General features: G+C 70.5%; 22 protein-coding genes and 1 other RNA gene. 19 read left to right on the top strand and 4 right to left on the bottom strand.

The genetic code is table 11. The features are described from left to right. The first annotated feature begins 79 nt into the window (after nt 1–79). The 8 genes from tsf (at nt 80) to ORG17_RS10465 (ending at nt 6096) form a co-directional block, all read left to right on the top strand. Entirely contained in the window at nt 80–907 is an 828-nt protein-coding gene (gene tsf / locus ORG17_RS10500) for a translation elongation factor Ts (protein ID WP_214527388.1), read from the top strand. A 127-nt stretch (nt 908–1034) separates the two neighbouring features. Next, nucleotides 1035–1754, top strand: a complete 720-nt coding sequence (gene pyrH, locus ORG17_RS10495; RefSeq protein WP_027465872.1) for a UMP kinase — start codon at nt 1035–1037, stop codon at nt 1752–1754. Nucleotides 1755–1800: 46 nt separating this feature from the next. Then, nucleotides 1801–2355: a ribosome recycling factor gene (gene frr / locus ORG17_RS10490; protein ID WP_027465871.1), complete on the top strand. Its 555-nt coding sequence runs from the start codon at nt 1801–1803 to the stop codon at nt 2353–2355. Next, nucleotides 2355–3365, top strand: a complete 1011-nt coding sequence (locus ORG17_RS10485) for a phosphatidate cytidylyltransferase (protein WP_250892434.1) — start codon at nt 2355–2357, stop codon at nt 3363–3365. The genes frr and ORG17_RS10485 overlap by 1 nt, the downstream gene beginning before the upstream one ends. A gap of 77 nt (nt 3366–3442) precedes the next feature. After that, nucleotides 3443–3991, top strand: a complete 549-nt coding sequence (locus ORG17_RS10480) for a DivIVA domain-containing protein (RefSeq protein ID WP_027465869.1) — start codon at nt 3443–3445, stop codon at nt 3989–3991. Nucleotides 3992–4138: 147 nt separating this feature from the next. Beyond that, a complete protein-coding gene (locus ORG17_RS10475) occupies nt 4139–5047 on the top strand; it encodes a lytic transglycosylase domain-containing protein (protein WP_250892433.1) in 909 nt (302 codons plus the stop codon). A 12-nt stretch (nt 5048–5059) separates the two neighbouring features. After that, nucleotides 5060–5362: a hypothetical protein gene (locus tag ORG17_RS10470; protein WP_111056315.1), complete on the top strand. Its 303-nt coding sequence runs from the start codon at nt 5060–5062 to the stop codon at nt 5360–5362. Further along, nucleotides 5359–6096, top strand: a complete 738-nt coding sequence (locus ORG17_RS10465; RefSeq protein WP_214527387.1) for an alpha/beta hydrolase — start codon at nt 5359–5361, stop codon at nt 6094–6096. Before ORG17_RS10470 ends, ORG17_RS10465 begins: the two co-directional genes overlap by 4 nt. 87 nt (nt 6097–6183) lie before the next feature. Here the strand turns inward: ORG17_RS10465 and ORG17_RS10460 are convergent, their stop codons facing one another. Further along, nucleotides 6184–8025, bottom strand: coding sequence for a coiled-coil domain-containing protein (locus tag ORG17_RS10460; RefSeq protein WP_214527386.1), 1842 nt, complete (start codon nt 8023–8025; stop codon nt 6184–6186). 182 nt (nt 8026–8207) lie between these two features. Here ORG17_RS10460 and ORG17_RS10455 point away from each other — a divergent pair, with 182 nt between their 5' ends. Continuing rightward, nucleotides 8208–9950, top strand: a complete 1743-nt coding sequence (locus tag ORG17_RS10455) for a hypothetical protein (RefSeq protein ID WP_214527385.1) — start codon at nt 8208–8210, stop codon at nt 9948–9950. Next, nucleotides 9947–10957, top strand: a complete 1011-nt coding sequence (locus tag ORG17_RS10450) for a tetratricopeptide repeat protein (protein ID WP_214527384.1) — start codon at nt 9947–9949, stop codon at nt 10955–10957. Before ORG17_RS10455 ends, ORG17_RS10450 begins: the two co-directional genes overlap by 4 nt. A 287-nt stretch (nt 10958–11244) precedes the next feature. Here the strand turns inward: ORG17_RS10450 and glgB are convergent, their stop codons facing one another. The 3 genes from glgB to ORG17_RS10435 all read right to left on the bottom strand — a co-directional run bounded on the left by glgB (nt 11245) and on the right by ORG17_RS10435 (nt 18086). Next, on the bottom strand, nt 11245–13806 hold the full coding sequence (gene glgB, locus ORG17_RS10445) for a 1,4-alpha-glucan branching protein GlgB (protein WP_214527383.1): 2562 nt from the start codon (nt 13804–13806) through the stop codon (nt 11245–11247). After that, nucleotides 13803–15803, bottom strand: a complete 2001-nt coding sequence (locus ORG17_RS10440; RefSeq protein WP_027465863.1) for an alpha-1,4-glucan--maltose-1-phosphate maltosyltransferase — start codon at nt 15801–15803, stop codon at nt 13803–13805. The genes glgB and ORG17_RS10440 overlap by 4 nt, the downstream gene beginning before the upstream one ends. 174 nt (nt 15804–15977) lie before the next feature. Beyond that, nucleotides 15978–18086: a glycogen debranching protein gene (locus ORG17_RS10435; RefSeq protein ID WP_214527382.1), complete on the bottom strand. Its 2109-nt coding sequence runs from the start codon at nt 18084–18086 to the stop codon at nt 15978–15980. 59 nt (nt 18087–18145) lie between these two features. On the opposite strand from ORG17_RS10435, the gene ORG17_RS10430 reads away from it, so the two are divergent. The 9 genes from ORG17_RS10430 (at nt 18146) to ORG17_RS10390 (ending at nt 25432) form a co-directional block, all read left to right on the top strand. Further along, a complete protein-coding gene (locus ORG17_RS10430; protein ID WP_214527381.1) occupies nt 18146–19327 on the top strand; it encodes a cysteine desulfurase family protein in 1182 nt (393 codons plus the stop codon). Between the two features lie 108 nt (nt 19328–19435). Beyond that, a complete protein-coding gene (locus ORG17_RS10425) occupies nt 19436–19645 on the top strand; it encodes a hypothetical protein (protein ID WP_214527380.1) in 210 nt (69 codons plus the stop codon). A 190-nt stretch (nt 19646–19835) separates the two neighbouring features. Beyond that, nucleotides 19836–20330 carry a GNAT family N-acetyltransferase gene (locus ORG17_RS10420; protein WP_214527379.1) on the top strand — a complete coding sequence of 165 codons (495 nt, stop codon included), beginning with the start codon at nt 19836–19838 and terminating at the stop codon, nt 20328–20330. 113 nt (nt 20331–20443) lie between these two features. Further along, entirely contained in the window at nt 20444–21553 is a 1110-nt protein-coding gene (gene prfB, locus ORG17_RS10415) for a peptide chain release factor 2 (RefSeq protein ID WP_071244840.1), read from the top strand. 61 nt (nt 21554–21614) lie between these two features. Further along, a complete protein-coding gene (ftsE, locus tag ORG17_RS10410; RefSeq protein ID WP_017888215.1) occupies nt 21615–22370 on the top strand; it encodes a cell division ATP-binding protein FtsE in 756 nt (251 codons plus the stop codon). Beyond that, nucleotides 22367–23281 (top strand): permease-like cell division protein FtsX, encoded by a 915-nt coding sequence (gene ftsX, locus ORG17_RS10405; RefSeq protein ID WP_027465852.1) that lies wholly within the window; start codon nt 22367–22369, stop codon nt 23279–23281. Before ftsE ends, ftsX begins: the two co-directional genes overlap by 4 nt. 131 nt (nt 23282–23412) lie before the next feature. Beyond that, nucleotides 23413–23889, top strand: a complete 477-nt coding sequence (gene smpB, locus ORG17_RS10400; RefSeq protein ID WP_027465851.1) for an SsrA-binding protein SmpB — start codon at nt 23413–23415, stop codon at nt 23887–23889. A 95-nt stretch (nt 23890–23984) separates the two neighbouring features. Then, nucleotides 23985–24361, top strand: a transfer-messenger RNA (tmRNA) gene (gene ssrA, locus ORG17_RS10395). Between the two features lie 162 nt (nt 24362–24523). After that, a complete protein-coding gene (locus tag ORG17_RS10390) occupies nt 24524–25432 on the top strand; it encodes a hypothetical protein (protein ID WP_214527378.1) in 909 nt (302 codons plus the stop codon). Nucleotides 25433–25453: the final 21 nt, after the last annotated feature.

Below are 25453 nucleotides of genomic sequence, written 5' to 3'. Positions count from 1 at the left end.
GCGCCGGACCCCACCGGGTCCGGCGCCCCGACTGCACTCCACTCTCCACACACGTACAGTCCAGAAAGGACTCCAGTCAATGGCAAACTTCACCGCTGCTGACGTGAAGAAGCTCCGCGAGGACCTCGGCGCCGGCATGATGGACGCGAAGAACGCGCTCGTCGAGGCCGACGGCGACTACGACAAGGCCGTCGAGCTGCTCCGCATCAAGGGTGCCAAGGCCGTCGCCAAGCGCGACGACCGTGCCACCTCCGAAGGTGTCGTCGTCGCGACCTCCGAGAACGGCGCCGCCACGGTCGTCGAGCTGGCGAGCGAGACCGACTTCGTCGCGAAGAACGAGAAGTTCACCACCCTCGCCGACAAGGTGCTGGGCGCTGTCGCCGCTGCCGGTGCCGCCGACGTCGCTGCCGCCAACGCCGCACCGCTGGACGGCAAGACCGTCCTCGAGGTCGTCAACGAGTCGGCCGCCGCGCTGGGCGAGAAGCTCGAGGTCCGCACGGTCCGCCGTGTCGAGGGCTCGGCCTTCGAGATCTACCTGCACAAGATCAGCCAGGACCTGCCGCCGCAGATCGCCGTCGTCATCGCGTACGAGGGTGACAACGCCGCCGAGGCACGTTCGATCGCGCAGCACGTCGCGTTCGCGAACCCGACGTACCTGACGCGCGACGAGGTCCCGGCCGAGGCCATCGAGAAGGAGCGTGCGACCGTCGAGGCGATCACGCGCGAAGAGGGCAAGCCCGAGGCTGCGCTCCCGAAGATCGTCGAGGGCCGGGTGAACGCCTACATCAAGCAGGTGTCGCTCCTCGACCAGGACTACGCGAAGGACAACAAGATCTCCGTCGCGAAGGCCGCCGAGAACGCCGGCATCACGATCCAGGGCTTCGCCCGCGTCAAGGTCGGCGCGTAACGAACCCGTGACGGGGTCAGGAACCAACGAGGTTCCTGGCCCCGTTTTTCGCGCGCACCGGCACGGCACGCGCGCGACACATCCGCGAGTACATTTCCACGAGACCACGACGAAGGGTGCGGACCAGATGACCGACGAGAAGACCGGACGACGCCGCGTTCTGCTGAAGCTGTCGGGAGAGGCGTTCGGCGCCGGCTCCCTCGGGGTGAACCCCGACGTGATCGGCACCATCGCCAAGGAGATCGCCGTCGCCGCGCGCGAGGTCGAGATCGCGATCGTCGTCGGCGGGGGCAACTTCTTCCGCGGTGCCGAGCTCTCGCAGCGCGGCATGGACCGCGGTCGCGCCGACTACATGGGCATGCTCGGCACGGTGATGAACGCACTCGCGCTGCAGGACTTCCTCGAGCAGGCGGGAGCTGCCACCCGCGTGCAGTCCGCCATCGCGATGACCCAGGTCGCCGAGCCGTACATCCCGCGGCGCGCCGAGCGGCACCTCGAGAAGGGCCGGGTCGTCATCTTCGGCGCCGGTGCCGGACTGCCGTACTTCTCGACCGACACGGTCGCGGCGCAGCGTGCGCTCGAGATCAAGGCGGACGAGGTCCTCGTCGCCAAGAACGGCGTCGACGGCGTGTACACCGCCGACCCGAAGAAGGACGCCTCGGCCGAGAAGCTGCACCACGTGACCTACCAGGACGCGCTGCTGAAGGGCCTCAAGGTCGTCGACGCCACCGCGTTCTCGCTCTGCATGGACAACGGCATGCCGATGCACGTCTTCGGCATGGAGGGCGAGGGCAACGTCCAGGCCGCGATCCGTGGCGAGCGCATCGGCACCGTCGTCAGCAACTGACCCCCGCGCTGACTAGACTCGACGCCAGTACCGAAGGAGTAACACCGTGATCAGTGATGTCCTGACCGAAGCCACCGAGAAGATGGCGAAGGCTGTCGAGGTCGCCAAGGACGACTTCTCGACCGTCCGCACCGGCCGCATCAACGCGGCGCTCTTCCAGAAGATCCCGGTCGAGTACTACGGCACGCCGACGCCGCTCGCGCAGCTCGCGTCGCTGCAGACGCCCGAGGCCCGCACGCTCATCGTGACGCCGTACGACAAGACGGCGCTCAAGGAGATCGAGCGCGCGATCGCGACCTTCCCGAACCTCGGCGCCAGCCCGACGAACGACGGCGACATCGTCCGCGTGACGATCCCGGAGCTCACCAAGGACCGCCGCAAGGAGTTCGTCAAGCTCGTGCGGACGAAGGGCGAAGACCACAAGGTCGTCGTCCGGAACATCCGCCGCAAGGCCAAGGACGACCTCGACGCACTCAAGGGTGAGATCTCCGACGACGAGATCTCGCGCGGCGACAAGGACCTCGAGGCCCTGACGAAGAAGCACGTCGACCAGATCGACGAGTCGCTGAAGAAGAAGGAAGCCGAACTCCTCGAGGTCTGATGCGTCGCTCCGACCAGGGCGATGACCGCCCCACAGCAGAGCACGGGCCCGCGTCGAGCGGGCCCGTGAAGAAGGGGCTCCGTCAGGACTTCGATGCGCGTGCACGAGCGGCGCGCACCGACTTCGAGGCGCAGCTCCGCCAGCGCAAGGCCGACTTCGGCGCGCGCAACGAGGCGCTGACCGCGCGGACCGGGCGCAACCTGCCGGCAGCGATCGGCATCGCGCTCGCGTTCGCCGTCGTGATGCTCGGCACGCTGCTCCTCTGGCCGCCGTCCTTCATGGTGGTCGCGGCGTTCCTGCTGGGTGTCGGCGTCTACGAGCTCACGAGCGCGATGCGGTTCGCCGGGCGCGACGTCCCGCGGATCCCGAGTGTCGCCGTCGCGATCGCGATCGTGCCGGCGGCGTTCCTGGTCGGGCAGGTGGCGGCGCTGTTCACCCTGCTCGGCGGCATCGTCCTGATCAGCGTCTGGCGCCTGGTCGAGGTCGCCGTCGCGCGGCAGAAGCCCCCGGCCGGCAACGTCGCCCGTGACCTCAGCAACGGGTTGTTCGTCCAGGCCTACATCTCCCTGCTCGGCGCCTGCGTCGTGCTGCTCTCCGCCCAGCCGGACGGCAACCTCTGGGTGATTGGGTTCATCCTCGTCGTCGTCGCGGTCGACACCGGCGCGTACGCCACCGGGCTGAACCTCGGCAAGCACCCGATGGCACCGCGCATCAGCCCCAAGAAGACGTGGGAGGGCTTCGCCGGGTCCGTGGCGGCGAGCATCGTCGTCGGCATCCTGGTGGCCCTGTTCATGCTCGGGCTGCCCTGGTGGACGGGCGTCCTGCTCGGTGTGCTCATCTCCGGTTCGGCCACGCTCGGCGACCTGACCGAGTCGATGATCAAGCGCGACCTCGGCATCAAGGACATCTCGTCGTTCCTGCCCGGACACGGCGGCCTGCTCGACCGCATCGACAGCATCCTGCCGTCCGCTGCGGTCGCCTACGTGCTGTACCTCATCGTCAACCACTGACCGCGCTCGTGTCGGGCTGAACGCCGCACTCAGCGCGTCCAGGTTGTGCCACGGGTCCGGACTGGCAGAATGACGCCGTGGCCACCACCTTCCCGACCGCAGCCCGTTCCGCCCTCGGTTACGACGTCGACGAAGTCGAGCGTTTCCTCGAGGACGCCCGGCGCGCGTACTCCGCAGACGACAGCGCCCCCGGCATCGAGGCCGCGAAGATCCGCGCCACGGCCTTCTCGATGCGCAAGGGCGGGTACTCCACGTCGCACGTCGACGCTGCGCTCGAACGGCTCGAGGACGCCTTCGCGGCCCGTGAGCGTGAGCGGGAGATGAGCGAGGTCGGCAAGAAGGCCTGGTACGCCGAAGCGCGGACGAAGGCATCCGACGTCGTGGCGCGGCTCGAGCGGCCCGACGGCCAGCGGTTCAGCCGGGTCAACGTGCTCGGCACCGGCTACCACCCGAAGGACGTCGACGCGTTCGCCGCCCGGCTCGCCGGGTACTTCCGCGAGGGAAAGCCGCTCAGCCTCACCGAGGTCCGTTCGATCGTCTTCCGCCCGAAGCACGGCGGGTACCGCGAGGCGCAGGTCGACGCGCTGCTCGACGCCGTCGTCGAAGTGATGCTCGCTGTCCGGTGACGACGCGCTGTCCCCAGGTGCTTCGCTTTCCGTGATCGTTCCGTTACCCTGGTCCTACTCATGGGCAGGCACACGGCAGACTCAAGCTCCGACCGCGATACCCGCGAGCACCTCAGCCTCCAGGCTTCCGGTGAGCGCCGCGCGGCAATGCAGCGAACCCGTACGACGGAGACGTCGGCGTTCGGGGTGACCCCGCAGGCAGCGCCCGCGACGACGGGTCCGGTCGCCACGCCGAAGTCGGTGGCGGCGAACCGCGTGTCCGACGAGCGCGTGGCGTCCTTCGCGCACGACGCCCTCGTCGACGCCGACCAGCGTCCCGCGAAGCAGCGCACCGCGACGGTGCAGTGTCGTGCGACGCCGAAGCTCGGCAAGCCCGCCGCTTCGTCGGTGAACGCCGTGGCCCGCAAGCGCGCGACGGCCCCGATGATGTCCTTCGTCGGTGTGTTCTTGTTCGTGGGTGGCTCGCTGTTCAACCCGCTGCAGGCCGACGTGGCACAGGCCGCGGTCGACACCCCGGTGCTCGTGAAGACCCCGCCGGCGCCGCAGCAGTACACCGCGCACGGCACCTACGCCGTGGCCGCCGCCGACCGTGACGGCTACGACGTCACCGTCCCGGCCCCGAAGGTCGTCAAGCCCGTCGTCGAAGAGGACGAGGCCGACGCCGAGACCACCGACGACACCGCGGACGCCGCGGCCACCGAGACCCAGCCGGTCTCGGCCGCCAACACGCTCGCCGCCACCGCCGCGACGCCCGACCCGGGCAGCGCGCAGGCGATCGCCCTGCAGCAGGTCACGGCTCGTGGCTGGGGGACCGACCAGTACAACTGCCTGGTCTCGCTGTGGAACAAGGAGTCCGGCTGGCGGGTGAACGCCTACAACCCCAGCGGTGCGTACGGCATCCCGCAGGCCCTCCCCGGCAGCAAGATGGCCACGGCGGGCGCCGACTGGCAGACCAACCCGGCGACGCAGATCACCTGGGGTCTCAACTACATCGCCGGCGTCTACGGCACCCCCTGTCGTGCCTGGGGGCACAGCCAGGCCAACAACTGGTACTGATCGGCTGCTCGGGTGCCGCGCAGCAACCGACCGCGGCGTCCCCGTGGTCGCGACGTCGAGCCTGACGAGGAGACCACCCTCGACCGGCTGATGAGCTCGTGGAAGCGCACCGAGGTCCGTCACGGTCGCGAGTACCAGGTGCAGCCGATCTCGGCCGCGTCGGCGCAGAAGGAGTACATCTGCCCGGGGTGCGGCGGAACCGTCGTGCCCGGCACCGCCCACGTGGTCGTCTGGCGGGCGGACGGCGTGCTCGGTGACGCCGCCGACCTGGCGTCACGCCGGCACTGGCACAACCACTGCTGGAGCATCGCATGACCGAGCACGACACCGAGATTCGATCCGCCACCGAGCTGCCGGCCCGTCGCACCGAGCTCGAGCTGGTCACGGACGACCACCTGACGCTCGTCGGTGAACTCGCCGAGCCTGCCGACACCTCGGCCCGTGGAACCATCGTCACGCTCCACCCGCTGCCCACCGCGCACGGGTTCATGGACTCACACGTGCTCAAGAAGGCCGCCGCGCGGTTGCCCGCCCTCGCCGACATCGCGGTGCTGCGGTTCAATTTCCGGTCCGTCACGTCGCCGCGCGGCACGTCCGAGGGCGTCTTCGGCGAGGGTGTGTCCGAGGGCTTCGACCTGCGAGCCGCCGTCGCCGAGGTCATCGACCGCGGCCTGCCGACGCCGTGGCTGGTGGGGTGGTCCTTCGGCACCGAGGTGATCCTCAAGCACGCGCTCGAACACGTCGAGGCCGGCACGGTCGCCGGGGTCGTCCTGCTGTCCCCGCCGCTGCACCGTACCTCGGACGAGGAACTCGCCCGCTGGGCTGCCGTCGAGGTCCCGGTCGTGGCGCTCGTCCCGGAGCACGACGACTTCCTGCAGCCCGAGGCCGCGGCGGCACGGTTCGCACTCGCCCCGAACGTCCGGGTCGTGCCGGTCGCGGGCGCGAAGCACCTGTGGGTGGGGGAGCGGTACGTGCGGATCGTCCTCGACGCGATCGCCGACCTCGTCGTCCCTGGCAGCGCGCCGCTGCCGACCCACTGGCCGGTCTGACGACGCCCGGAAGACGCCCTGCGGCCCGCCATCTGCACCAGGTGGCACTGCCTGGAGGCGCGGGTCGCGCCTCCAGGCGGTGGACCGTCAGCGTTCGGTCGCGTCCACGTCGTCGTCAGCGTCCGCATCGGACGCTGCGGCGGGTGCCGTGCCGAGCAGGCCGGTGGCGTTCGTGAGGACCCCGCGGAGGTTCTCGAGGTACCCCGCGACGGCTTCGCGTTCGGTCCGGATCGCCGCCAGGCGGTCCTCGGCCTCGGCGATGACGCCGGCGGTGCGCTCCTCGGCGTCGGCGACCATCCGGTGCACCCGGTCCTGCGCGTCGGCGACGATGGTGCGCGCGTGCTCCTGGGCTTCGGCCGTGCTGGTGCGCTCGAGGTCGTCGGCCTCCTGCTGCAGGCGCTCGGCGCGTTCACGGGCCTCGGTCGCACGACGCGTGGCCTCGGCGAGCTGCAGGTTCGCCTCGTCCAGGTACTTCTGCGTCTCGGTCACCGTCTCGTGGTGCTTCCGCAGGTAGTCCTGCTCGGCGTCGTCACGTCGGGAGGCGAGCTCCGACTCGAGCGTCGTGCGGGCTTCGTCGCGCTCCCGGGCGATCTCGGCGCGGACCTCGTCGCGCTCCTTCACCAGGGCGGCGCGGGCGGTGTCGATCTCCTGCCGCAGGGCGGTGCGCTCGGCCTCGAGCACGCCGAGCTCGGCGGTGCGGCGGTCGGCGATCTCGGTGTCGACTTCGGCGTGCTCACGCTCGCGTCGGGCGGCGATGGCGTTCTCGTGCTCACGGACAGCACGCTCGGCTGCCGCATCGGCCTCCGCGCGCTCCTGCGCGATCCGGGCGTCGTGCTCCTCGAGCTCACGGGCGATCCGGTCGGCGGTCTCCTGCACCAGGCGCGCGTTCTCGACGCGGGTCTGCTCCTCGTCGACGCGGAGCTGCGCACGGGCCGCCTCGGTCTCCTGCTCCAGTGCGGTGCGGGCGGCGGCGAGTTCGCGGTCCCACTGGGCGCGGGCGGCGGCGAGTTCCTCGTCGAGCTCGCGGCGGCGGTCCGCGACCTCGGTGTCGAGCTCGGCGCGGCGACGCGTGACCTCGGACTCGAGTTCGGCGCGACCGGTCTCGAGGGCCAGCGCATGTGCCTGCTGCTCCTCGTCACGCTCACGGTGCCAGGCGGCACGACCCTCGGTGACCTCGCGCTCGAGGGCCTCGCGTCGGGTCGTCTCCTCGCGGTCGAGGTCCTCGGTTCGGCGGGTGTGTTCGGCCTCGAAGACCGAACGGCGGTGCTCGGTCTCGCGGTCGAGCTCGGCGGCGGCAGTGCGGGCCTCGGCGGACTCCCGCTGTGCGATCTCGCGGAGCTCGGCGACCTCGTGCTCGACCTGGGCGCGCAGGGCGTTCGTCTCGCGGATGGCGATGGAGCGGACCTCGGCGGCCTCGGTCACGGCGGCACCGCGGATCGCGGCAGCTTCGTTGCGGGCGTCCTGCGTGAGCAGACCGGCCTCGGCGCGGGCGCGCTCGACGGTGTCGGCGGCCTCGGCGCGGGCGCGGGTGAGCTCGTTGGTGGCGCGGGTGCGGGCGTCCTCGAGGGTGTCGCGCGCTTCTTCCTGTGCTTCGCGGACGGTGCGCTCGGCTTCGGCGCGGCTCGAGGCACGGAGCCGCTGGGCGTCGATGTCCGCCTGGCTGATGAGTCGGGTCGACTGCTCCTCGGCCACGCGCAGGGTGGACTCGAGGCGGGTGCCGAGTCCGCTGTACGTGGGGGTGCCGGCTTCGTCGAGCTCGCCCTGCAGCTCGGAGACCCGGGCCTGCAGGAGACGGATCTCCTTCGCGGCGTCGGCGCGGTCGTTGTTCGACTTGATGAGCTCGCGTCGCAGGTCGTTCAGCGAACGCTCCACCTCGTCGCGGCGGTACCCGCGCAGCTCGGTTCCGAACTCGGCCTCGTCGTTCGCCACGTGTCGCTCCTGGGGTCGGCAGCGGGCCAGGTTCGGCCCGCGGTCGATTGTAGTGGGGGCCGGAGCGGGGCGTCTGAGTCCGGCGACAGCGCGGATTGATGCACTGTCCAGCGTTGCTCGCTATCCTGAGTCGCTGATTCGCGCGCCGACATCCCCACCCCGGCGCGGTAGGGAGAGAGTTCGTGCGATTCGTCCTGGCGATCGTCAGTTTCGTCATCGGTCTGCTGCTCGTGGCGCTGGCGGTGGGACAGCGGACCGTGTTCGCGCCGCCGTCCTCGCTCGTGGCCGAGAGCTCGACGACCAGTTCCGCCCCGGTGACGGTGATCCCGGGGACGACCCTCAACGCCAACCCCGGCTACCAGCGCATCAACGTGTCCGGCTCCGGCAAGGTCTTCGCGGCCTACGGCAAGACCGCCGACGTCGACGCCTGGATCGGTGAGGCCGAGCACACCACGCTCCGCTTCGACGCCGAGAAGGGATCGCTCGTCGGATCGACCTCGGGCAGCGGGACGAGCGTCCCCTCGCCGAAGGGCAGCGACCTCTGGTACCAGGAGTACGACGGTGCCGGGCAGTTCACCGTGCGTCTGCCGCAGGACGTCTCGGTGCTCGTCGTCAGCGACGGCAAGGCCGCGGCCCCGAGCGACGTGTCCGTCACCTGGCCGCAGGACACCGCGACCCCGGCGGTCGGTCCGCTGCTGGTGGCCGGTGGCGTGTTCGTCGTCGGAGGCCTCGTGCTGCTCGTCCTCGCGTTCCTGCACCAGCGCCGCGGCCGCGGCCCCCGTCGTCGCAGTGGGGGCAGCCGGCCGCCGCGGGTGCGCGCCTCGCGCCGGGCTGCCGCAGCCGGCGCGCAGGTGCCGCGTCCCGGTCGCCGTGGATCGCGCGCCTTCGTCGGTGTGCCGGTGCTGCTCGTCGGTGCCCTGACCCTGGCCGGCTGTTCCTCGGACTACTGGCCGCAGGGTGGCGACCCGTCGCTCGCCACCGCGACGCCGACGGCCACCGCCACCGGGGCGGCGGACACGACCGAGCCGACGGCTGCGACCAAGCAGCAGATCACCCGTGTCGTGCAGCGCACCGCCGCCGTGGCGAAGCAGGCCGACGAAACCCGTGACAGCAGGCTCGCCGGGACCCGTTTCACGGGTGCCGCGCTCGAACTGCGCGAGGCGAACTACGCGATCCGCGCGAAGGACGCGGACGTCAAGGCGCCCCCGGCGATCTCGGCCGCGCAGGTGTGCGTTGCGCTGCCGCAGCAGACCGACAGCTGGCCGCGCACGGTCTTCACGATCGTCGCCGAGGACTGCGACGCCAAGTCGGCGCCGCAGGCCCTGACCCTGGTGCAGGACAGCGCCCGTGATCCCTACAAGGTGGCGTACGACGTCTCGCTCGAGGCCGACGCGAAGATCCCGAGCCTCGCGCCGACGACGATCGGTGCCGCACTGCTCGCGCCGGAGTCGAAGCTCCTGACGATCCAGCCCGACCAGGTGGCGACCGCGTACGGCGACATCCTGTCGAAGGACACCGCCAGCGAGTACGCCGACCTGTTCGCGACCGAGGGCGATGCGCTCCGCACCACCATCGGCAAGGCGTACAAGGACAAGAAGGCCAAGGCGCTGCCGGACACGGCGAAGATCGAGTACTCGTCCGAGGTCCCGGCCGACTCCGCCGTCGCCATCGCGACCGACGATGCCGGTGCCCTGGTCTCCGCCGACCTGGACGAGGTCGAGAAGGTGACCCCGACCGCCTCCGGCGCCGAGGTGAACACCGAGGGTGCCGTCAAGGCACTGTCCGGCGTGGACACGAGCAAGAAGGGCATCAGCGCGACCTACAGCGTCCAGCTGCTCTTCTACGTGCCGCCGGTCGCCTCGGATGGCAAAGTGGTCCTGCTCGGGTTCACACAGGGCCTGACCGCAGCGAGTGAGGTGCAATGAGCAACATCCCCCCGACCCCGTCCGGGCTCCGCGGAGCCGTGGACCTGTCGTCCCTCGTCGACCGCGCACAGCGGCCGCCCCAGCCGTCCGGTGCTCCGGCCCCGGCGGGTTCCCCTGGCGGTGCCGTGCCCGGCACCGAAGCCGGCACCGTGAACGGCGCTGACCTGACCGTCCCGTCGCTCGTCATCGACGTCACCGACGCGACGTTCCAGGACGTCCTGCAGCTGTCGACCGTCGTCCCGGTCATCGTGGACATCTGGGCCGAGTGGTGCGGGCCGTGCAAGCAGCTCTCGCCGATCCTCGAGCAGCTCACCGCGGAGTACGACGGCCGCGTGGTGCTCGCCAAGGTGGACGCCGACACGAACCCGCAGCTCGTGCAGGCGTTCCAGGCGCAGTCGATCCCGACCGTGGCCGCCGTGATCGGCGGACGCCCGCTCGGGCTCTTCGTCGGGGCACTGCCCGAGGCGCAGGTCCGCGACGTCTACGAGCAGGTGCTCCAGGCGGCCGAGCAGAACGGCGTGACCGGTCGCGTCACCGTCGACGGCGCAGCGGCCCCCTCCGACGCCGAGCAGGGCGAGCCGGAGCCGGAGCCGCTCCCGCCGCACCACCAGGCGGCGTACGACGCGATCGAGCGGGGCGATTACGCCACCGCTGTCGAGGAGTACAAGACCGCGATCCTGCAGGACCCGCACGACCAGATGGCCGTCGCCGGACTCGCGCAGGTGTCGCTGCTCGACCGGCTCAACGGTCGGACGGCCGACGAGATCCGTGCGGCAGCGGCCGCCGGTCCGCAGGACGTCCAGGCACAGCTGGCGGTCGCCGACCTCGACGTCTCCGGCGGGCACGTCGACGACGCCTTCGGGCGTCTGCTCGACCTCGTGCCGACGGTGTTCGGCGATGACCGCGAGGCCCTGCGTGTCCGGCTCGTCGAGTACTTCGAGCTCATCGGCAGCGAGGACCCGCGCGTCGTCGCGGCGCGTCGCCGCCTGGCGAACGCCCTGTACTAGGCCCGCAGGGTCGGCGCGGCGAAGAAGACGCCGTCGTGACACCGAGACGCCGCCGGGTACGGCGGCGTCTCGGTGTCTCCCGGGCGTCTCGAGGACACGACGGCGTCTCGAGGACACGACGGCGTCTCGAGGACACGACGGCGTCGCGAGGACACGACGGCGTCCCGCGGACACGACGGCGTCTCGCGCATCGCGGTGGACCCGGCAACGGACAGACGGGAGGCCCGGTGCCAGCTGGCACCGGGCCTCCCGTCTGTCGGTCGGTCGCGTCGCGGACGCTGGCCGGGCTACTGGGCCAGCTTCAGCCAGACGGCGCCGAGGGGCGGGACCACGAGGTGCGCCGAGGCCGGGCGGCCCGCCCACGGGGTGTCCTCCGCCGTGACGACGCCGAGGTTGCCGACCCCGGAGCCGCCGTACTCGGCCGCGTCGGTGTTGAGCACTTCATGCCACTCGCCCGCGGTCGGCAGCCCGAAGCGGCGCTCCACCGGCACACCGGAGAAGTTCACGAACACCGCGACCCGGTCGTCGCCGTCCTTCCGCAGGAACCCGAGGGTCGAGTGCGGTGCGTCGCCGCCCTCGAGCCACTCGAAGCCGTCGGCCGTCGAGTCGTGCGTCCAGAGCGCCGGGGAGTCCTTGTACATGCGGTTGAGCTCGGCGACGAGGTCCTGCACACCACGGTGACCGGGCTGGTCGAGGAGCCACCAGTCGAGGCCCTTCGCCTCGGACCACTCGGCGGGCTGCGCGAACTCCTGGCCCATGAAGAGCAGCTGCTTGCCGGGGTGCGCCCACATGAACGCCAGGTAGGCACGCACGTTGGCGAGCTTCTGCCACTCGTCACCGGGCATCTTGCCGTACAGGGAGCCCTTGCCGTGCACGACTTCGTCGTGGCTGATCGGCAGCGTGAACTGCTCGCTGAACGCGTAGACGAACGAGAACGTGATCTCGTCGTGGTGGTAGCTGCGGTACGCGGGGTCGCGCTGCACGTACTCGAGCGAGTCGTGCATCCAGCCCATGTTCCACTTCTGCCCGAAGCCGAGCCCACCGGCGCTCGTCGGCTGGGTCACGCCCGGCCACGAGGTGCTCTCCTCCGCGATCATCACGATGCCGGGGTAGCGCTTGTACGCCGTCGCGTTCGTCTCCTGCAGGAACGAGATCGCGTCGAGGTTCTCGCGGCCACCGTGGACGTTCGGCAGCCAGTCGGTGCGGGAGTAGTCGAGGTACAGCATCGAGGCCACCGCGTCGACCCGCAGGCCGTCGATGTGGAACTCCTCGAACCAGTACAGCGCGTTCGCGACCAGGAAGTTGCGCACCTGCGGCTGTCCGAAGTCGAACACGTAGGTGCCCCAGTCGAGCTGCTCGCCGCGGCGGGGGTCCGGGTGCTCGAACAGCGCGTAGCCGTCGAAGCGCCCGAGGGCCCACTCGTCCTTCGGGAAGTGCCCGGGGACCCAGTCCATGATCACGCCGATGCCCGCGGAGTGCAGACGGTCGATCAGGTAGCGCAGGTCGTCCGGCGAACCGAAGCGCGCAGTCGGTGCGTAGTACCCGGTGACCTGGTAGCCCCACGAGCCGCCGAACGGGTGCTCGGCGAGCGGCAGGAACTCCACGTGGGTGAAGCCGGTGTACTCCACGTGCCCGATGAGCTGGTCGGCGACCTCGCGGTACGACAGGCCGGGGCGCCACGAGCCGAGGTGCACCTCGTACACGCTCATCGGGGCGTCGTGCGTGGTGGTCTGCGCGCGGCGCTCCATCCACGCGGCGTCGCCCTCGGACCACGTGTACGTGGACTCGGTGACGACCGAGGCCGTCGCCGGGGCGATCTCGGCTTCGCGGGCGAACGGGTCGGCCCGCTCCACCCACCCGGAGTCGGTGAGGATCTGGAACTTGTAGCGCTGGCCGACGACGGCGCCGGGCCAGAACAGTTCCCAGACGCCGAGGTCGCTCAGACGGCGCATCGCGGTGGTGCGGCCTTCCCAGCCCTCGAAGTCGCCGATCACGCGGACCGCGGTCGCCCGGGGCGCCCAGACGGCGAACGCGACGCCGTCGACCCCGTCGACGGTGCGGGCGTGTGCGCCGAGGTGGTGCCAGAGCTGCTCGTCACGGCCCTCGCCGAACAGGTGCAGGTCGAGCTCGCCGAGCGTCGGGGCGAACCGGTACGCGTCGTCGGTGGTCCACGTGGCGTCGTCCTCGTCCGTCGACTCGTCGTAGTCGTACTCCGACTCGACCCGGTAGCGACCGAGGGATTCGGCAGTGGCGCCGGCCCAGAGGCCGTCGCCCTCGTGCGTGAGCTCGATGTCGTCGCCGTCGGGGCGCACGAGGCGCACCGCACGGGCCAGGTGCCGGACGACGCGGACGCTGGTGCCGCCGTCGACCGGGTGCGGGCCGAGGACGTCGTGCGGCTGGGACCAGCGGCCCTCAGCCACCTGCAGACGCAGCCAGTCCTCGATCGGAGCCGGACGCGGATCCGTGGCCGTACCGGAGGCGGCCGGAGCCGAGGCAGCAGCCTGCGCCGAAGCAGCAGCGGTGGGGGCGGCCGGAGCCTCGACGGAGGCCGGCCGGACCACGGGGGCGGCGCCCCCGGTCGGTGCCGTCGGTGCCGTCGGGGCATCGGACGCCGAGGTGGCTGCGACGGACGGCTGCCGCGGGTGCGTCGGGTCGGCGGGGTGCCCGGCGAGCGTGGCGGACTCCGCCACCCCGCGGTCGGGAGCCTCGCGCTGCACCGGCGGGGCGCCGGGCAGGTCCTCGTCGGGCGCGGAGACCTTCGGTTCGTACCGCGGCACGGCCGGCGGCGGAGGCGGCACCGGCGGGACGGCCGGTCCGCGCTTCGTGGGGTCGGTCGGTTCGGGGGTCATCGGTGGGGTCCTTCCACGACGAGCAGGTGCACGGGCTCCTGGAACGCATCCAGGCGGACGTAGTTCGACGCGCCCCAGGTCCAGCGCTGACCGGTCACGACGTCACGGACGTCGAACAGGCCCTCGGTCGGCAGACCGAGTGCGGCGAGGTCCAGGTGCACGGTGGTCTCACGGGCGGAGTGCGGGTCGACGTTGGCGACCACGATCACGGTGTCGGGGCGTCCTGACCGGATGTACTCGCCCGACAGGTGCTTCGAGTAGACGACGATCGCCGGGTCCTCGGCGGCGTGCACGTGCAGGTTCCGCAGCTGCCGGAGCGCAGGGTGCGCCGCACGGAAGCGGTTGAGCATCGTGACGTACGGCGCGAGCGACGCCCCCTCGGCCTCGGCCAGGGCGAAGTCACGCGGCTTGTACTCGTACTTCTCGTTGTCGATGTTCTCTTCGGAGCCCGGTCGGGCGACGTCCTCGAAGAGCTCGTACCCGGCGTACATGCCCCACGTCGGTGCACCGGTGGCGGCGAGCGCCGCACGCACCTTGTAGCCCGCACGGCCGCCGAACTGCAGGTACTCGGTGAGGATGTCGGGGGTGTTCACGAACAGGTTCGGGCGCAGGTAGTCGCTCGTCTCGTGTGAGAGCTCCGTGAAGTAGTCCTCGATCTCGTCCTTGGTGTTGCGCCAGGTGAAGTACGAGTACGACTGCTGGAACCCGGCTTCGGCGAGCGCGCGCATCATCGCCGGGCGGGTGAACGCCTCGGCGAGGAACACGGTGTCGGGGTGCTCGTCGCGGATCTCACGGATGACGCGTTCCCAGAACCAGAGCGGCTTGGTGTGCGGGTTGTCGACGCGGAAGATGCGGATGCCGAAGGCGATCCAGTGGCGCAGGACACGCTCGACCTCGGTGACCAGGCCCTCGGGGTCGGTGTCGAACTGGATCGGGTAGATGTCCTGGTAGCGCTTCGGTGGGTTCTCGGCGGTCGCGATGGACCCGTCGGCGCGCTGCGTGAACCACTCCGGGTGCTGGGTGACCCAGGGGTGGTCGGGGGAGCACTGCAGCGCGAAGTCGAGCGCGACTTCCATGCCGGTGTTCTTCGCCGTCTCGACGAAGTCGCGGAAGTCGTCCTCGGTGCCGAGGTCGGGGTGGATCGCGTCGTGCCCGCCCTCGGGGGAGCCGATCGCCCAGGGGCTGCCGGGGTCGTTCGGCCCGGGCGTGAGCGTGTTGTTCGGCCCCTTGCGGGCGGTGGTGCCGATGGGGTGGATCGGCGGCAGGTAGATGACGTCGAAGCCCATCCGGGCGACGGCGGGCAGGCGGCGGGCCGCGGTGCGGAAGTCGCCGCTCTTCCAGGAGCCGTCGGGGTTCTTCTTCGCGCCTTCGGAGCGGGGGAAGAACTCGTACCAGGCGCCGACGCCGGCGCGGGTGCGTTCGACGTCGAGCAGCTGGGTGGCGGAGTGCGTGCGGAGCGAAGTGAGCGGGGCTTCCTCGACCTCGGCGACGATGCGCGGGTCGTCGACGGCGGCCAGGCGTTCGGCCGGGTCGAGGTCGGTGTCACGGACGCGTGCGGCGGCACGGGTGGCGGCGGGGGAGTCGGTCTCCTCGGCCAGCCGGTCGAGCAGCACGGCACCGTCGAGCAGGGTCGCCTCGGTGTCGACGCCGGCCGCGATCTTCAGGCGTGCGCCGTGCAGCCAGCTCGCCCAGTCGTCGGAGTACGACTCGACGTGCCAGGTCCAGACGCCGACGTGGTCGACCTGCACGGTGGCTTCGTAGCGGTCGGTGCCGGGGGCACCGAGGGTCATGGGGACGGTGCGGGTTCCACCGTCTGGGCGTTCGAGGACGAGGTCGGCGCCGATGATGCCGTGTCCTTCTCGGAAGACGGTTGCACCGAACGTGATCACCTCGCCGTCGAATGCCTTGCCGGGGAAGCCGTTCGGCGTCCTCGGGGCGAGCTCGGTGATCGGGATGCGCCCGATCTTCGGGCGGCGGGGTCGGTCTGCGGTGGCCACGGAAGCGACGCTACCCGGCGGGCGGCTCCGCGTTCCCCGGAATCGGCCCGCTGTGGAGGGCCGGGCGCGCCGTGGAGCCTGTTGAGGACCGGACGCAAGGCCCGTGGCGGGGCTGCCACGGGCCTCCCGTCCGTCGGTCGGTCGCGACGCCGGGCCGCACCCGACTGCTCGGCGCTACGCCACCTCGAACAGGTGGATGCCGGGGCCGTAGGCGGTGAAGACCTGCCCGGCAGGTCGGAGGCGCTCGTGGTCGCGGTGCTTCTCGCTCGACCAGGCCAGGCGGTACCCGAGGACGTCCTCGCGCACCGGCAAGGTCAGGTCGCGGGTGCGGCCGCTGCCGTGCACGACCACCAGGACGCGGTCGAAGGGCTCGTGTTCGGGCGTCGACTCGACGAAGTACTGCAGGGCGCGGTGCACCGGCTGGTCCCAGCCCTCGATCGTCATCGGGTGCCCGTCCGGCCCGTACCAGGACATCCGCGAGGCCCCGGGGGTCTCCTGCCCCTCGACGCCGAAGCGGGTGGGGCGGAGCGACGGGTGCGCCCGCCGGAACCGGGCCAGCGCGGCGACGGCCTCGGTCATCGTCTCGGCGTCCTCGTCGTCGGACCAGTCCACCGGGGTCAGGTCGTCGGACACCACGTAGGCGTTGTTGTTGCCGTGCTGCGTGCGGCTCCGCTCGTCGCCGGCGGTGAGCATCGGCACCCCGGCGGACAGCATCAGGGTCGCCACCAGGTTGCGCATCGACCGACCCCGCGCGGCGCGGACCCCGCGGTCGGCGGTGTCACCCTCGATGCCGTGGTTGAACGAGCGGTTGTCGTTCGAGCCGTCGCGGTTGTCCTCGCCGTTGGCCTCGTTGTGCTTGCCGTCGTACGACACCAGGTCGAGCAGGGTGAAGCCGTCGTGCGCGGTGACGAAGTTGACGCTCGCCAGCGGGCCGCGGTCGGCGCCGAAGACACTCCTCGATCCCGACAACGCCTCAGCCAGCCGGCCGATCCCGGTCTGCGGCAGACCGGTGCGGCGCTCCTCGGCGATGTCGGTGAGCCAGAACTGGCGGACGGTGTTGCGGAACCCGTCGTTCCACTCGCTCGTGCGCTGGCCGGCCGCGCCGAACTCCCCGGTCTTCCAGCCGTCCGGGCCGACGTCCCACGGCTCGGCGATCACCAGGGTGTCCTGCAGGTCCGGGTGGTTCCGGATGCGTTCGAGCAGCGGGTGCGACGGGTCGAACCGGTGCTCGCCGTCACGGGCCAGGGCGGCCATCAGGTCGAAGCGGAACCCGTCGACCTGCACCTCGCGCGCCCAGTACACCAGGCTGTCGACGATGAGGTCCGCCGTCGCCTCGACCGAGGTGTCGAGCGTGTTCCCGCACCCGGTGGTGTCGTAGTAGGTGTCCCGGCGGGGCGGGTCGGTCTGCGCCCAGCGGTAGCGGTTCGCACCGTCGATGCCACGCAGGCTCGTCGTCGGACCACCCAGGCCTTCTTCCGCGGTGTGGTTGTACACGACGTCCAGGACGACCTGGATGCCGGCCTCGTGCAGCAGCCGGACCATGCCCTTGAACTCCCGCAGGACGGCGTCGGCGCCCTCCTGCTGCGCCGGCGCCGAGGCGTGCGCGGCGTGCGGGGCGAAGAACCCGAGCGTGTTGTAGCCCCAGGCGTTCTGCCGGCCGGCGTCGCGGAGCCACCGCTCGGTGTCGAACGCCTGCACGGGCAGCAGCTCGAGCGTGGTGACGCCGATGCGGTGCAGGTGCGCGATCGTGCTCTCGTGGGCGACCCCGGCGTACGTGCCGCGCAGGTACTCCGGCAGGTGCGGGTTCGCGGCCGTCAGGGTGCGGACGTTCGCCTCGTAGACGACGGCGCGGTCGAGCGGGACCTGCGGCTTCACGACGCCGCCCCAGTCGAACGCGTCGTCGACGACCACGCTGGTCCAGCGGGAGCCGACCGCTTCGTCGTCGCCGGTCGGCAGGATGCCCCGCGCGTACGGGTCGAGCAGCGGACGCGTCGGGTCGAACTCGTGCCGCGGCCCGACCGGCCCGTCGACGAGCAGGTGGTAGCGGTCGCCGGGCACGATCCCGGGGACCTCGCCGGTCCACACGTCCGTGTCCGGCACACGCTCGAGCGGGTGCCGGGTCGGTCGGCCGCCGGAGCGGTCTTCCCCGTCGGCCCCGTCGGCGCTTCCCGCGCTCGCCACGACCAGGACGACGTCCGTCGCCGTCGCGGACCGCAGGGTGAACCGGGGGACGGTCCCGCCCAGGGAGAACCCCGGCGTGAGGTCGATCGCTGTCTCGTGCACGCGACAAGGGTACGAGGACCGGCGCGTATCCTGGACACTGCTCGATCCAGGGGGTGCATTTGTCGGTCTACCTCGACCACGCCGCGACGACGCCGATCCTGCCGGAGGCGCTCGCCGCCTTCACCGATGCCCTGGGCACCGTCGGCAACCCGTCGTCCATCCACAGCGCCGGTCAGCGCGCCAAGATGCTGCTCGAGGACGGCCGCGCCGCCGTCGCCCGCTCGCTCGACGCCGACCCGGTGGAGGTCGTGTTCACCTCCGGCGGCACCGAGAGCATCAACCTCGCCGTGAAGGGCCTGTTCTGGGCTCGCCAGCGCGACCGCCAGCGGCCCCGCATCGTCGTCCCGGGTGGCGAGCACCACGCCACCGTCGACACCCTGACCTGGCTGGAGACCCACGAGGGCGCCGTCATCGACGTGGTCCCGTTGGACGCGCAGGGTCGCGTCGACCTCGCCGGACTGGAGGCGCGGCTCGCCGACGCCTCGGACGTCGCCCTGGTCACGTTCCTGTGGGCGAACAACGAGGTGGGCACCATCCAGCCCGTGTCGCGGATCGTCGAGCTCGCGCACGCCGCCGGCGTGCCCGTGCACAGCGACGCGGTCGCCGCCTACGGGCAGGTGCCGGTGTTGTTCGCCGGGTCCGGCCTCGACGCCCTCAGCGTCTCCGCGCACAAGGTCGGCGGGCCCGTCGGCATCGGTGCGCTCGTGCTCGGACGGAAGGCCACCGTCGAGCCCCTCATCCACGGTGGTGGGCAGCAGCGGCAGGTGCGCAGCGGCACGCAGGACGCCCCGGCGGCCGCGGCCTTCGGCGTGGCGGCCAGTGCGGTCGTCGCCGAGCCGATGCCGCACCCGTCGCTCGTCGCCCTGCGGGACCGGCTGGTCGCCGGGGTGCGTGCGGCCGTGCCGTCGGCGGTGCTGATGGGGGACCCCGTCGACCGGCTGCCGGGCAACGCGCACTTCACGTTCCCCGGGTGCGAGGGCGATTCGCTCCTGTTCCTGCTCGACGCCGCCGGGGTCGCGGTCTCGACCGGGTCGGCGTGCCAGGCCGGGGTGCCCGAGGCGTCGCACGTGCTGCTCGCGATGGGGCTGTCCGAGCAGGACGCCCGCGGTGCGCTCCGGATCACGCTCGGCCACACCACGACCGATGCCGACGTCGACGCGTTCCTGGCGGCGCTGCCGGATGCGGTCGCACGGGCCGGTGCAGCGGGGATGGCGTCGAGGGAGCCGCTGCTCGGGCGGTAGGCCACCCGCGATCCCGACGGTTGACTCCTGCAGTGATCGGGCCGCTAATATTCCAGCACGCACGACGGAGCGGTCGGAGCGTGACGGCGCAAGCGGAAGGAGTCGGTCATGATGAGCAGGTCAGCCCGAGCTGCCGTGCTCGCGATCGGGGCCGCGTTCGCGGTCGCCGGGATCGCACTGGTCGGTGTCGCTTGGTTCGCTTTCGCCCCCGACGACCCGGCGGCGATGACGCTGACGGTCGGCGCGTTCCCCGTCATCGGTCTGGGCGCCGTTGCCCTGCTGGCCGTTGTGACATCCGACCGTCGCAGGCCGAACTAGCCGCGGACAGGGTCGGGCTCTGCACCGAAGACGAGCAGGACCGCGCGCTCGCCGCGAGCAGACCCGTTCCAGCCGGGGCGCGACGATCACTCGGCAGTGCCTCGCGACGCAGCCCGAGCGCCCGACGCGATGTCCACGAGGGGATCGCCACCGAGCCGCATCGTTGTGATACTTGGACATGCTCGAGTTGGTGAGACCGCAGGCGGCGTTGTACGAGGCGTGGGCTGAAGCGCATGCCGAGTGGGGGCCGGGCGCGCACGAGGACGGGTTCGGGATCACCACCCACGACTACGTCGGTGACGAGGACGGGTTCCGCACCTGGGTCGGCCGACTGCACGCCAGACCCGGAGCGCTCTGGTGGATCGTCGAGGACGGACGCGTCCTGGGCGGGATCGCACTCCGGGCGCCGGGAGACGCCGCCGGCGTGCAGCGGTTCGGCCACGTCGGGTACGGGATCCGTCCGTCGGCGAGGGGCCGAGGCGTGGCGACCTGGGCGCTGGGCCAGGTGCTCGCGCACGCCTCGCGCGTCGGGATCGACCCGGTGATCGCCGTCTGCCGCGATGACAACGACGGCTCCATCGGGGTGTTGGAGCACTACGACGCCGTCCTGCTGTCGACCGAGCGCCGCGGGGGCGTGCGGCTGCGGCGGTACGCGATCGCCAGGTCGCACCGGAGGCCCGGATGACGGGGCCGGGCGGGGGTGCGAGGCGCGTGGAGGACGACCGCGACCAGCGGGGCGGACCCGCACCGGGCCTCCCGGTCGGCCGAGTCGGACTCGCGCCGGTAGGATCGATGACCATGGTCGAACTGGACTTCACCGAGCAGCTCTCCGCCCTTCGCGAGACCTTCGGCAACATCCGCTCGGTGGTCGACGTCGACCGCCTGCAGCGTGAGATCGCCGACCTCAGCGAGCAGGCCGGGGCCCAGGACCTCTGGGACGACGTCGACCACGCGCAGCAGGTGACGAGCGCGCTCTCGCACCGCCAGTCGGAGCTGAAGAAGATCACCGACACCGAGCAGCGCATCGACGACCTCGAGGTGCTGGTCGAGATGGCGAACGAGGGCGACGACCAGGAGTCCGCCGACGAAGCCCTCGCCGAGCTCAAGGCGATCCAGAAGATGATCGGCGACTTCGAGGTGCAGACGCTCCTCGACGGCGAGTACGACGACCGTCCGGCCGTCATCACGATCCGCGCCGGTGCTGGCGGTGTCGACGCGGCGGACTTCGCCGAGATGCTCCTCCGCATGTACCTCCGGTACGCCGAGCAGCACAACTTCAAGACCACCGTGATGGACACCTCGTACGCCGAAGAAGCGGGCATCAAGTCCGCGACGTTCGAGATCGACGCCCCGCACGCGTTCGGCACGCTGTCGGTCGAGGCCGGCACCCACCGCCTGGTGCGGATGTCGCCGTTCGGTGCCGCCGGCAAGCGCCAGACTTCCTTCGCCGCGGTCGAGGTCATCCCGCTCATGCCGGAGACCGCTGTCATCGACATCCCCGAGAACGACATCCGCGTCGACGTGTTCCGTTCGTCGGGCCCCGGCGGGCAGTCCGTCAACACGACCGACTCCGCGGTGCGCCTGACGCACATCCCGACCGGCACCGTCGTCTCGATGCAGAACGAGAAGTCGCAGATCCAGAACCGTGCTGCCGCCATGCGCGTGCTGCAGTCGCGCCTGCTCCTCCTGAAGAAGGAAGAGGAGAACGCGAAGAAGAAGGAACTCGCCGGCAACATCACGGCGAGCTGGGGCGACCAGATCCGCTCCTACGTCCTGGCGCCGTACCAGATGGTCAAGGACCTCCGGACGGAGCACGAGGTGAACAACCCCTCAGCCGTGTTCGACGGCGATCTGGACGGCTTCATCAACGCGGGCATCCGCTGGCGCAAGCAATCCGCCGCCGAGTAGGGGTTCGTGAGCCGCGCGCCTCGCTTGCTTTCCAAGCGCGGCGACCTACCCTGATCCGGTCATGATCAAATTCGACCAGGTCACCAAGGTCTACTCGGGCAACCCGAGTCCGGCGCTCGACAACCTCACCCTCGAGATCCTCAAGGGCGAGTTCGTGTTCCTCGTGGGCGCGTCCGGTTCCGGCAAGTCCAGCTTCCTGCGCCTCGTGCTCAAGGAGGAGAAGCCCACCAGCGGGCAGATCCACGTGCTCGGGCAGCGCCTCGGGTCCCTGGCATCGCGGAAGGTCCCGTACTTCCGCCGCAACCTCGGCGTGGTCTTCCAGGACTTCCGTCTGCTGCCGAACAAGAACGTGTTCGACAACGTGGCGTTCTCGCTGCAGGTCATCGGCAAGAGCAAGGGCTTCATCAGTGAGGCCGTGACCGACGTGCTGAAGCTCGTCGGGCTCGCCGGCAAGGCCACCCGCATGCCGCACGAACTCTCCGGTGGTGAGCAGCAGCGCGTGGCCATCGCCCGCGCCGTCGTGAACAAGCCGGCGATCCTGCTGGCCGACGAGCCCACCGGAAACCTGGACCCCACCACGTCCGCCGGCATCATGGCGCTCCTCGAACGCATCAACCAGGGAGGCACCACCGTGCTGATGGCGACGCACGACGCCAGCATCGTGAACCAGATGCAGCGGCGGGTCATCGAGCTCTCGAACGGCACCGTCCTGCGCGACGAGCAGTCCGGCGGCTACCAGACCCAGGCCGTCCCGATCCAGCGAGGCACCGTGTCCAACACCACCGGCATCCAGACGATCCCGGGGCTCATCCGATGAGGCTCGGGCTCGTCATGTCCGAGGTCGGCTCGGGCCTGCGGCGCAATGCGTCGATGGTCGTCTCCGTCGTCCTCGTGACCTTCATCTCCCTGACCTTCGTCGGTACGGCGATCCTGCTCCAGATGCAGATCAACCAGATGAAGGGGTACTGGTACGACCGGGCGCAGGTCGCCGTCTACCTGTGCACCGACACCGACACCACGGGCAACTGCACCGGCGCCAAGGCCACCGCGGACCAGCGCGAACAGGTCCAGGCGCAGCTCGACTCGTCGACGCTCAAGCCGTACATCGAGAAGACTTACTACGAGAACCAGGACCAGGCCTTCACCCGGTTCAAGGAGCAGTTCAAGGACTCGGCCGCGACGGAGTTCGTCAAGCCGGAGTACCTGAACGAGACCTTCTGGGTGAACCTGAAGAACCCCTCGCAGGCCGACGTCCTGGTCGAGAGCCTGTCGAAGGTCGCCGGCGTGCAGAGCGTCGTCGACCAACGCGGGTACCTGCAGCCGATCTTCAACCTGCTCAACGCCTCGTCGTACACGGCGATCGGCATCGCGGCGCTCATGCTCGTGGCGGCGGTGCTGCTCATCGCGACGACGATCCGCCTGTCGGCGTTCAGTCGACGGCGAGAGCTCGGCATCATGCGGCTTGTCGGTGCGTCGAACCGGTTCATCCAGACACCGTTCGTGCTCGAGGGGGTGATCGCCGCCGCCATCGGAGCCGTCCTGGCCGGTGGCGCGATCACCGCCGTGGTCTGGTTCTTCGTCCGGAACTTCCTGGCGGAGCGCTTCACCGGCACGGCGTTCATCGGCATGGGCGACGCGGCCATCGTGGTCCCCGCGGTGATCGTGATCGGGGTGCTCCTCGCCGCGGCGTCGGCGTCGATCGCCATCCGCCGGTACCTGAAGGTCTGACACAGCACAGCATCCGCGAGCGGGCGGCGCGCCGGGAAGGTGCGCCGCCCGCTTCGTGTTGAGTAGTCTGTAGGGCTGCGCCGAACCACCCACGCAGCGCACTGCACCGGTCACCATCGAGAGGAGTCGTCATGGCGAAGGAACGCGGGGAGAAGATCGTCGCAACGAACCGTCGCGCCCGGCACGACTACCTCATCGAGGACACGTACGAAGCGGGCATGGTCCTGTCCGGCACTGAGGTGAAGTCCCTGCGGATGGGGCGGGCGTCCCTGGTCGACGGGTACGCCTACATCGACGGTGGCGAAGCGTGGATCGACGCCGTGCACATCCCGGAGTACACCGAGGGCACGTGGAACAACCACTCGCCCCGACGGAAGCGCAAGCTGCTCCTGCACAAGCAGCAGATCGTGAAGATCTCGCACAAGACGGCTCAGGGCGGGTACACCCTCGTGCCGCTGCAGATCTACTTCCACGACGGTCGGGCCAAGATCGAGATCGCCGTCGCGAAGGGCAAGCGCGAGTTCGACAAGCGCCAGGCGCTGCGCGAGAAGACCGACAAGCGTGAGGCCGAGCGGGCCATGCGCACCCGGAACCGCGTCGGCGAGTAGCGCTGACGCATCTCCTCGGCTAGACTGAGGGACTGCTCCGACAGGGGCATTGGCAACTCAACAGCGTGACAGCGGCTCGCACGTCCGGCCCGCATGGGGATGATCGGTTTCGACATTGCCTGTGTGCCGACGGGAAGCGGGCCGAGGACCCACGGTTATCTCGTAAACGATCCGTGGAAAACAACAAGTGCCAATTCCAAGCGCACTGACTTCGCTCTCGCTGCGTAAGCAGCCCAGCACATGAAGTCCGTCGGCCAGGTGACCGTCTTCTAACCTGATCCCGACGTCATCCAGAGGACTTGCTGCACGGTTGCGCCTCAGGGCCGTGCGGGACTTGCACTGAGACTGGGCCCGTCGTCCTAGAAGCCGGTAGCAAAGGACGGGGCCGAGCAGAACGAACTATCCGGATACGCCCGTAGAAGACGTCGAATTGCAGCGATGGACGGGGGTTCGATTCCCCCCATCTCCACCATTCGCCGAACGACGAACCGCTGTCACGCTGCGCCACCTGAACGCCCCGGCACCGTCCCCTGGACAGTGCCGGGGCGTTCGCTGTTCCGCCACGTCCGAGGACTACGCTCCGGAGCAGGCGCGCAGAACACGCTCGCGTCGAACCCGAACGAGAGGTCAGCACGTGGTGCAGGAGATCGCGATCCGTGTCCGTCTGCGGGAGCAGGAACGAGTTGTGCTCAGCGAGTACGAGCGGATCGTGGGCTCCGTCGCCACGGTCGCCGCCCTCGCCGCATGGCTGCCGAAACCCGACACCCGCCTGGTCGTTCGCGGTCGCGGCGCGGAGCCGGTCCGCCTCGAGACCGTCACCTACGGCTCGGTGGTCGAGATGCTCGTCGTGCTCGACCAGCGCTCCGCCGGGGTCGAACGTGCCGCCGCCGCCATCGCCGCACTCATCGAGTCGGTCCGCCACGAGCACGTCGCCGACGACGTCTCCGGGGTCGCCGGGGAACTCGATCGGCTCGACCGCGCTGCCCCACGCGGACGCTCCGCCGTGGAACGCGCCCTGCGCACGTTCCTCGAAGGGGCACGGTCGGACGTCCTCGCGCGCAAGGCGACCACCCGGGTCCGGACCGCGCAGGCCCTGCTCCGACTCGCCGAGGCGGACGCGGTGCTGACGGTCGAGCGGGTCGCCGACGCCCTGGCACCGGTGCTCGAGGAGCACGCGGTCGACGTCGAGCTGGACACCGGATCGGCCGTGGTCGTCGAGCCGATCGACGGGCTGGAGTCGCCGGAGACCGGTGCGTCCGGCGATGCCGACGCCGACGCCTCGCAGGCGGAGCCGGCGGCCGTGTCGGCCGTCCTGCCGCTGCCGACGGGTGCGAGCAAGGCGAAGCCGAAAAAGGACGACGACAAGAAGAAGAAGTCGAAGAAGGACGACGACAAGAAGAAGAAGTCGAAGAAGGACGACGACAAGAAGAAGAAGTCGAAGAAGAAGGACGACGACAAGAAGCCGTCCAAGAAGGACGACGACAAGAAGAAGTCGAAGAAGTCCAAGAAGGACGACGGCAAGAAGGCCAAGAAGAAGAAGTAGCGGCACAGCAGATCTCCGACC

Source organism: Curtobacterium flaccumfaciens pv. betae (genome assembly GCF_026241855.1).
GTDB lineage: Bacteria > Actinomycetota > Actinomycetes > Actinomycetales > Microbacteriaceae > Curtobacterium > Curtobacterium flaccumfaciens.
Note: the sequence above shows the minus strand (reverse complement) of the source record. Positions and strands in the feature narration are given on the sequence as shown.

What these genes read in the sequence shown, in the direction of transcription:
- tsf (WP_214527388.1), top strand. Translation starts at nt 80, where the DNA reads ATGGCAAACTTCACCGCTGCTGACGTGAAGAAGCTCCGCGAGGACCTC.
- pyrH (WP_027465872.1), top strand. Translation starts at nt 1,035, where the DNA reads ATGACCGACGAGAAGACCGGACGACGCCGCGTTCTGCTGAAGCTGTCG.
- ORG17_RS10485 (WP_250892434.1), top strand. Translation starts at nt 2,355, where the DNA reads ATGCGTCGCTCCGACCAGGGCGATGACCGCCCCACAGCAGAGCACGGG.
- ORG17_RS10475 (WP_250892433.1), top strand. Translation starts at nt 4,139, where the DNA reads ATGCAGCGAACCCGTACGACGGAGACGTCGGCGTTCGGGGTGACCCCG.
- ORG17_RS10465 (WP_214527387.1), top strand. Translation starts at nt 5,359, where the DNA reads ATGACCGAGCACGACACCGAGATTCGATCCGCCACCGAGCTGCCGGCC.
- ORG17_RS10450 (WP_214527384.1), top strand. Translation starts at nt 9,947, where the DNA reads ATGAGCAACATCCCCCCGACCCCGTCCGGGCTCCGCGGAGCCGTGGAC.
- glgB (WP_214527383.1), bottom strand. Translation starts at nt 13,806, where the DNA reads ATGACCCCCGAACCGACCGACCCCACGAAGCGCGGACCGGCCGTCCCG.
- ORG17_RS10425 (WP_214527380.1), top strand. Translation starts at nt 19,436, where the DNA reads ATGATGAGCAGGTCAGCCCGAGCTGCCGTGCTCGCGATCGGGGCCGCG.
- prfB (WP_071244840.1), top strand. Translation starts at nt 20,444, where the DNA reads ATGGTCGAACTGGACTTCACCGAGCAGCTCTCCGCCCTTCGCGAGACC.
- ftsE (WP_017888215.1), top strand. Translation starts at nt 21,615, where the DNA reads ATGATCAAATTCGACCAGGTCACCAAGGTCTACTCGGGCAACCCGAGT.
- ftsX (WP_027465852.1), top strand. Translation starts at nt 22,367, where the DNA reads ATGAGGCTCGGGCTCGTCATGTCCGAGGTCGGCTCGGGCCTGCGGCGC.
- smpB (WP_027465851.1), top strand. Translation starts at nt 23,413, where the DNA reads ATGGCGAAGGAACGCGGGGAGAAGATCGTCGCAACGAACCGTCGCGCC.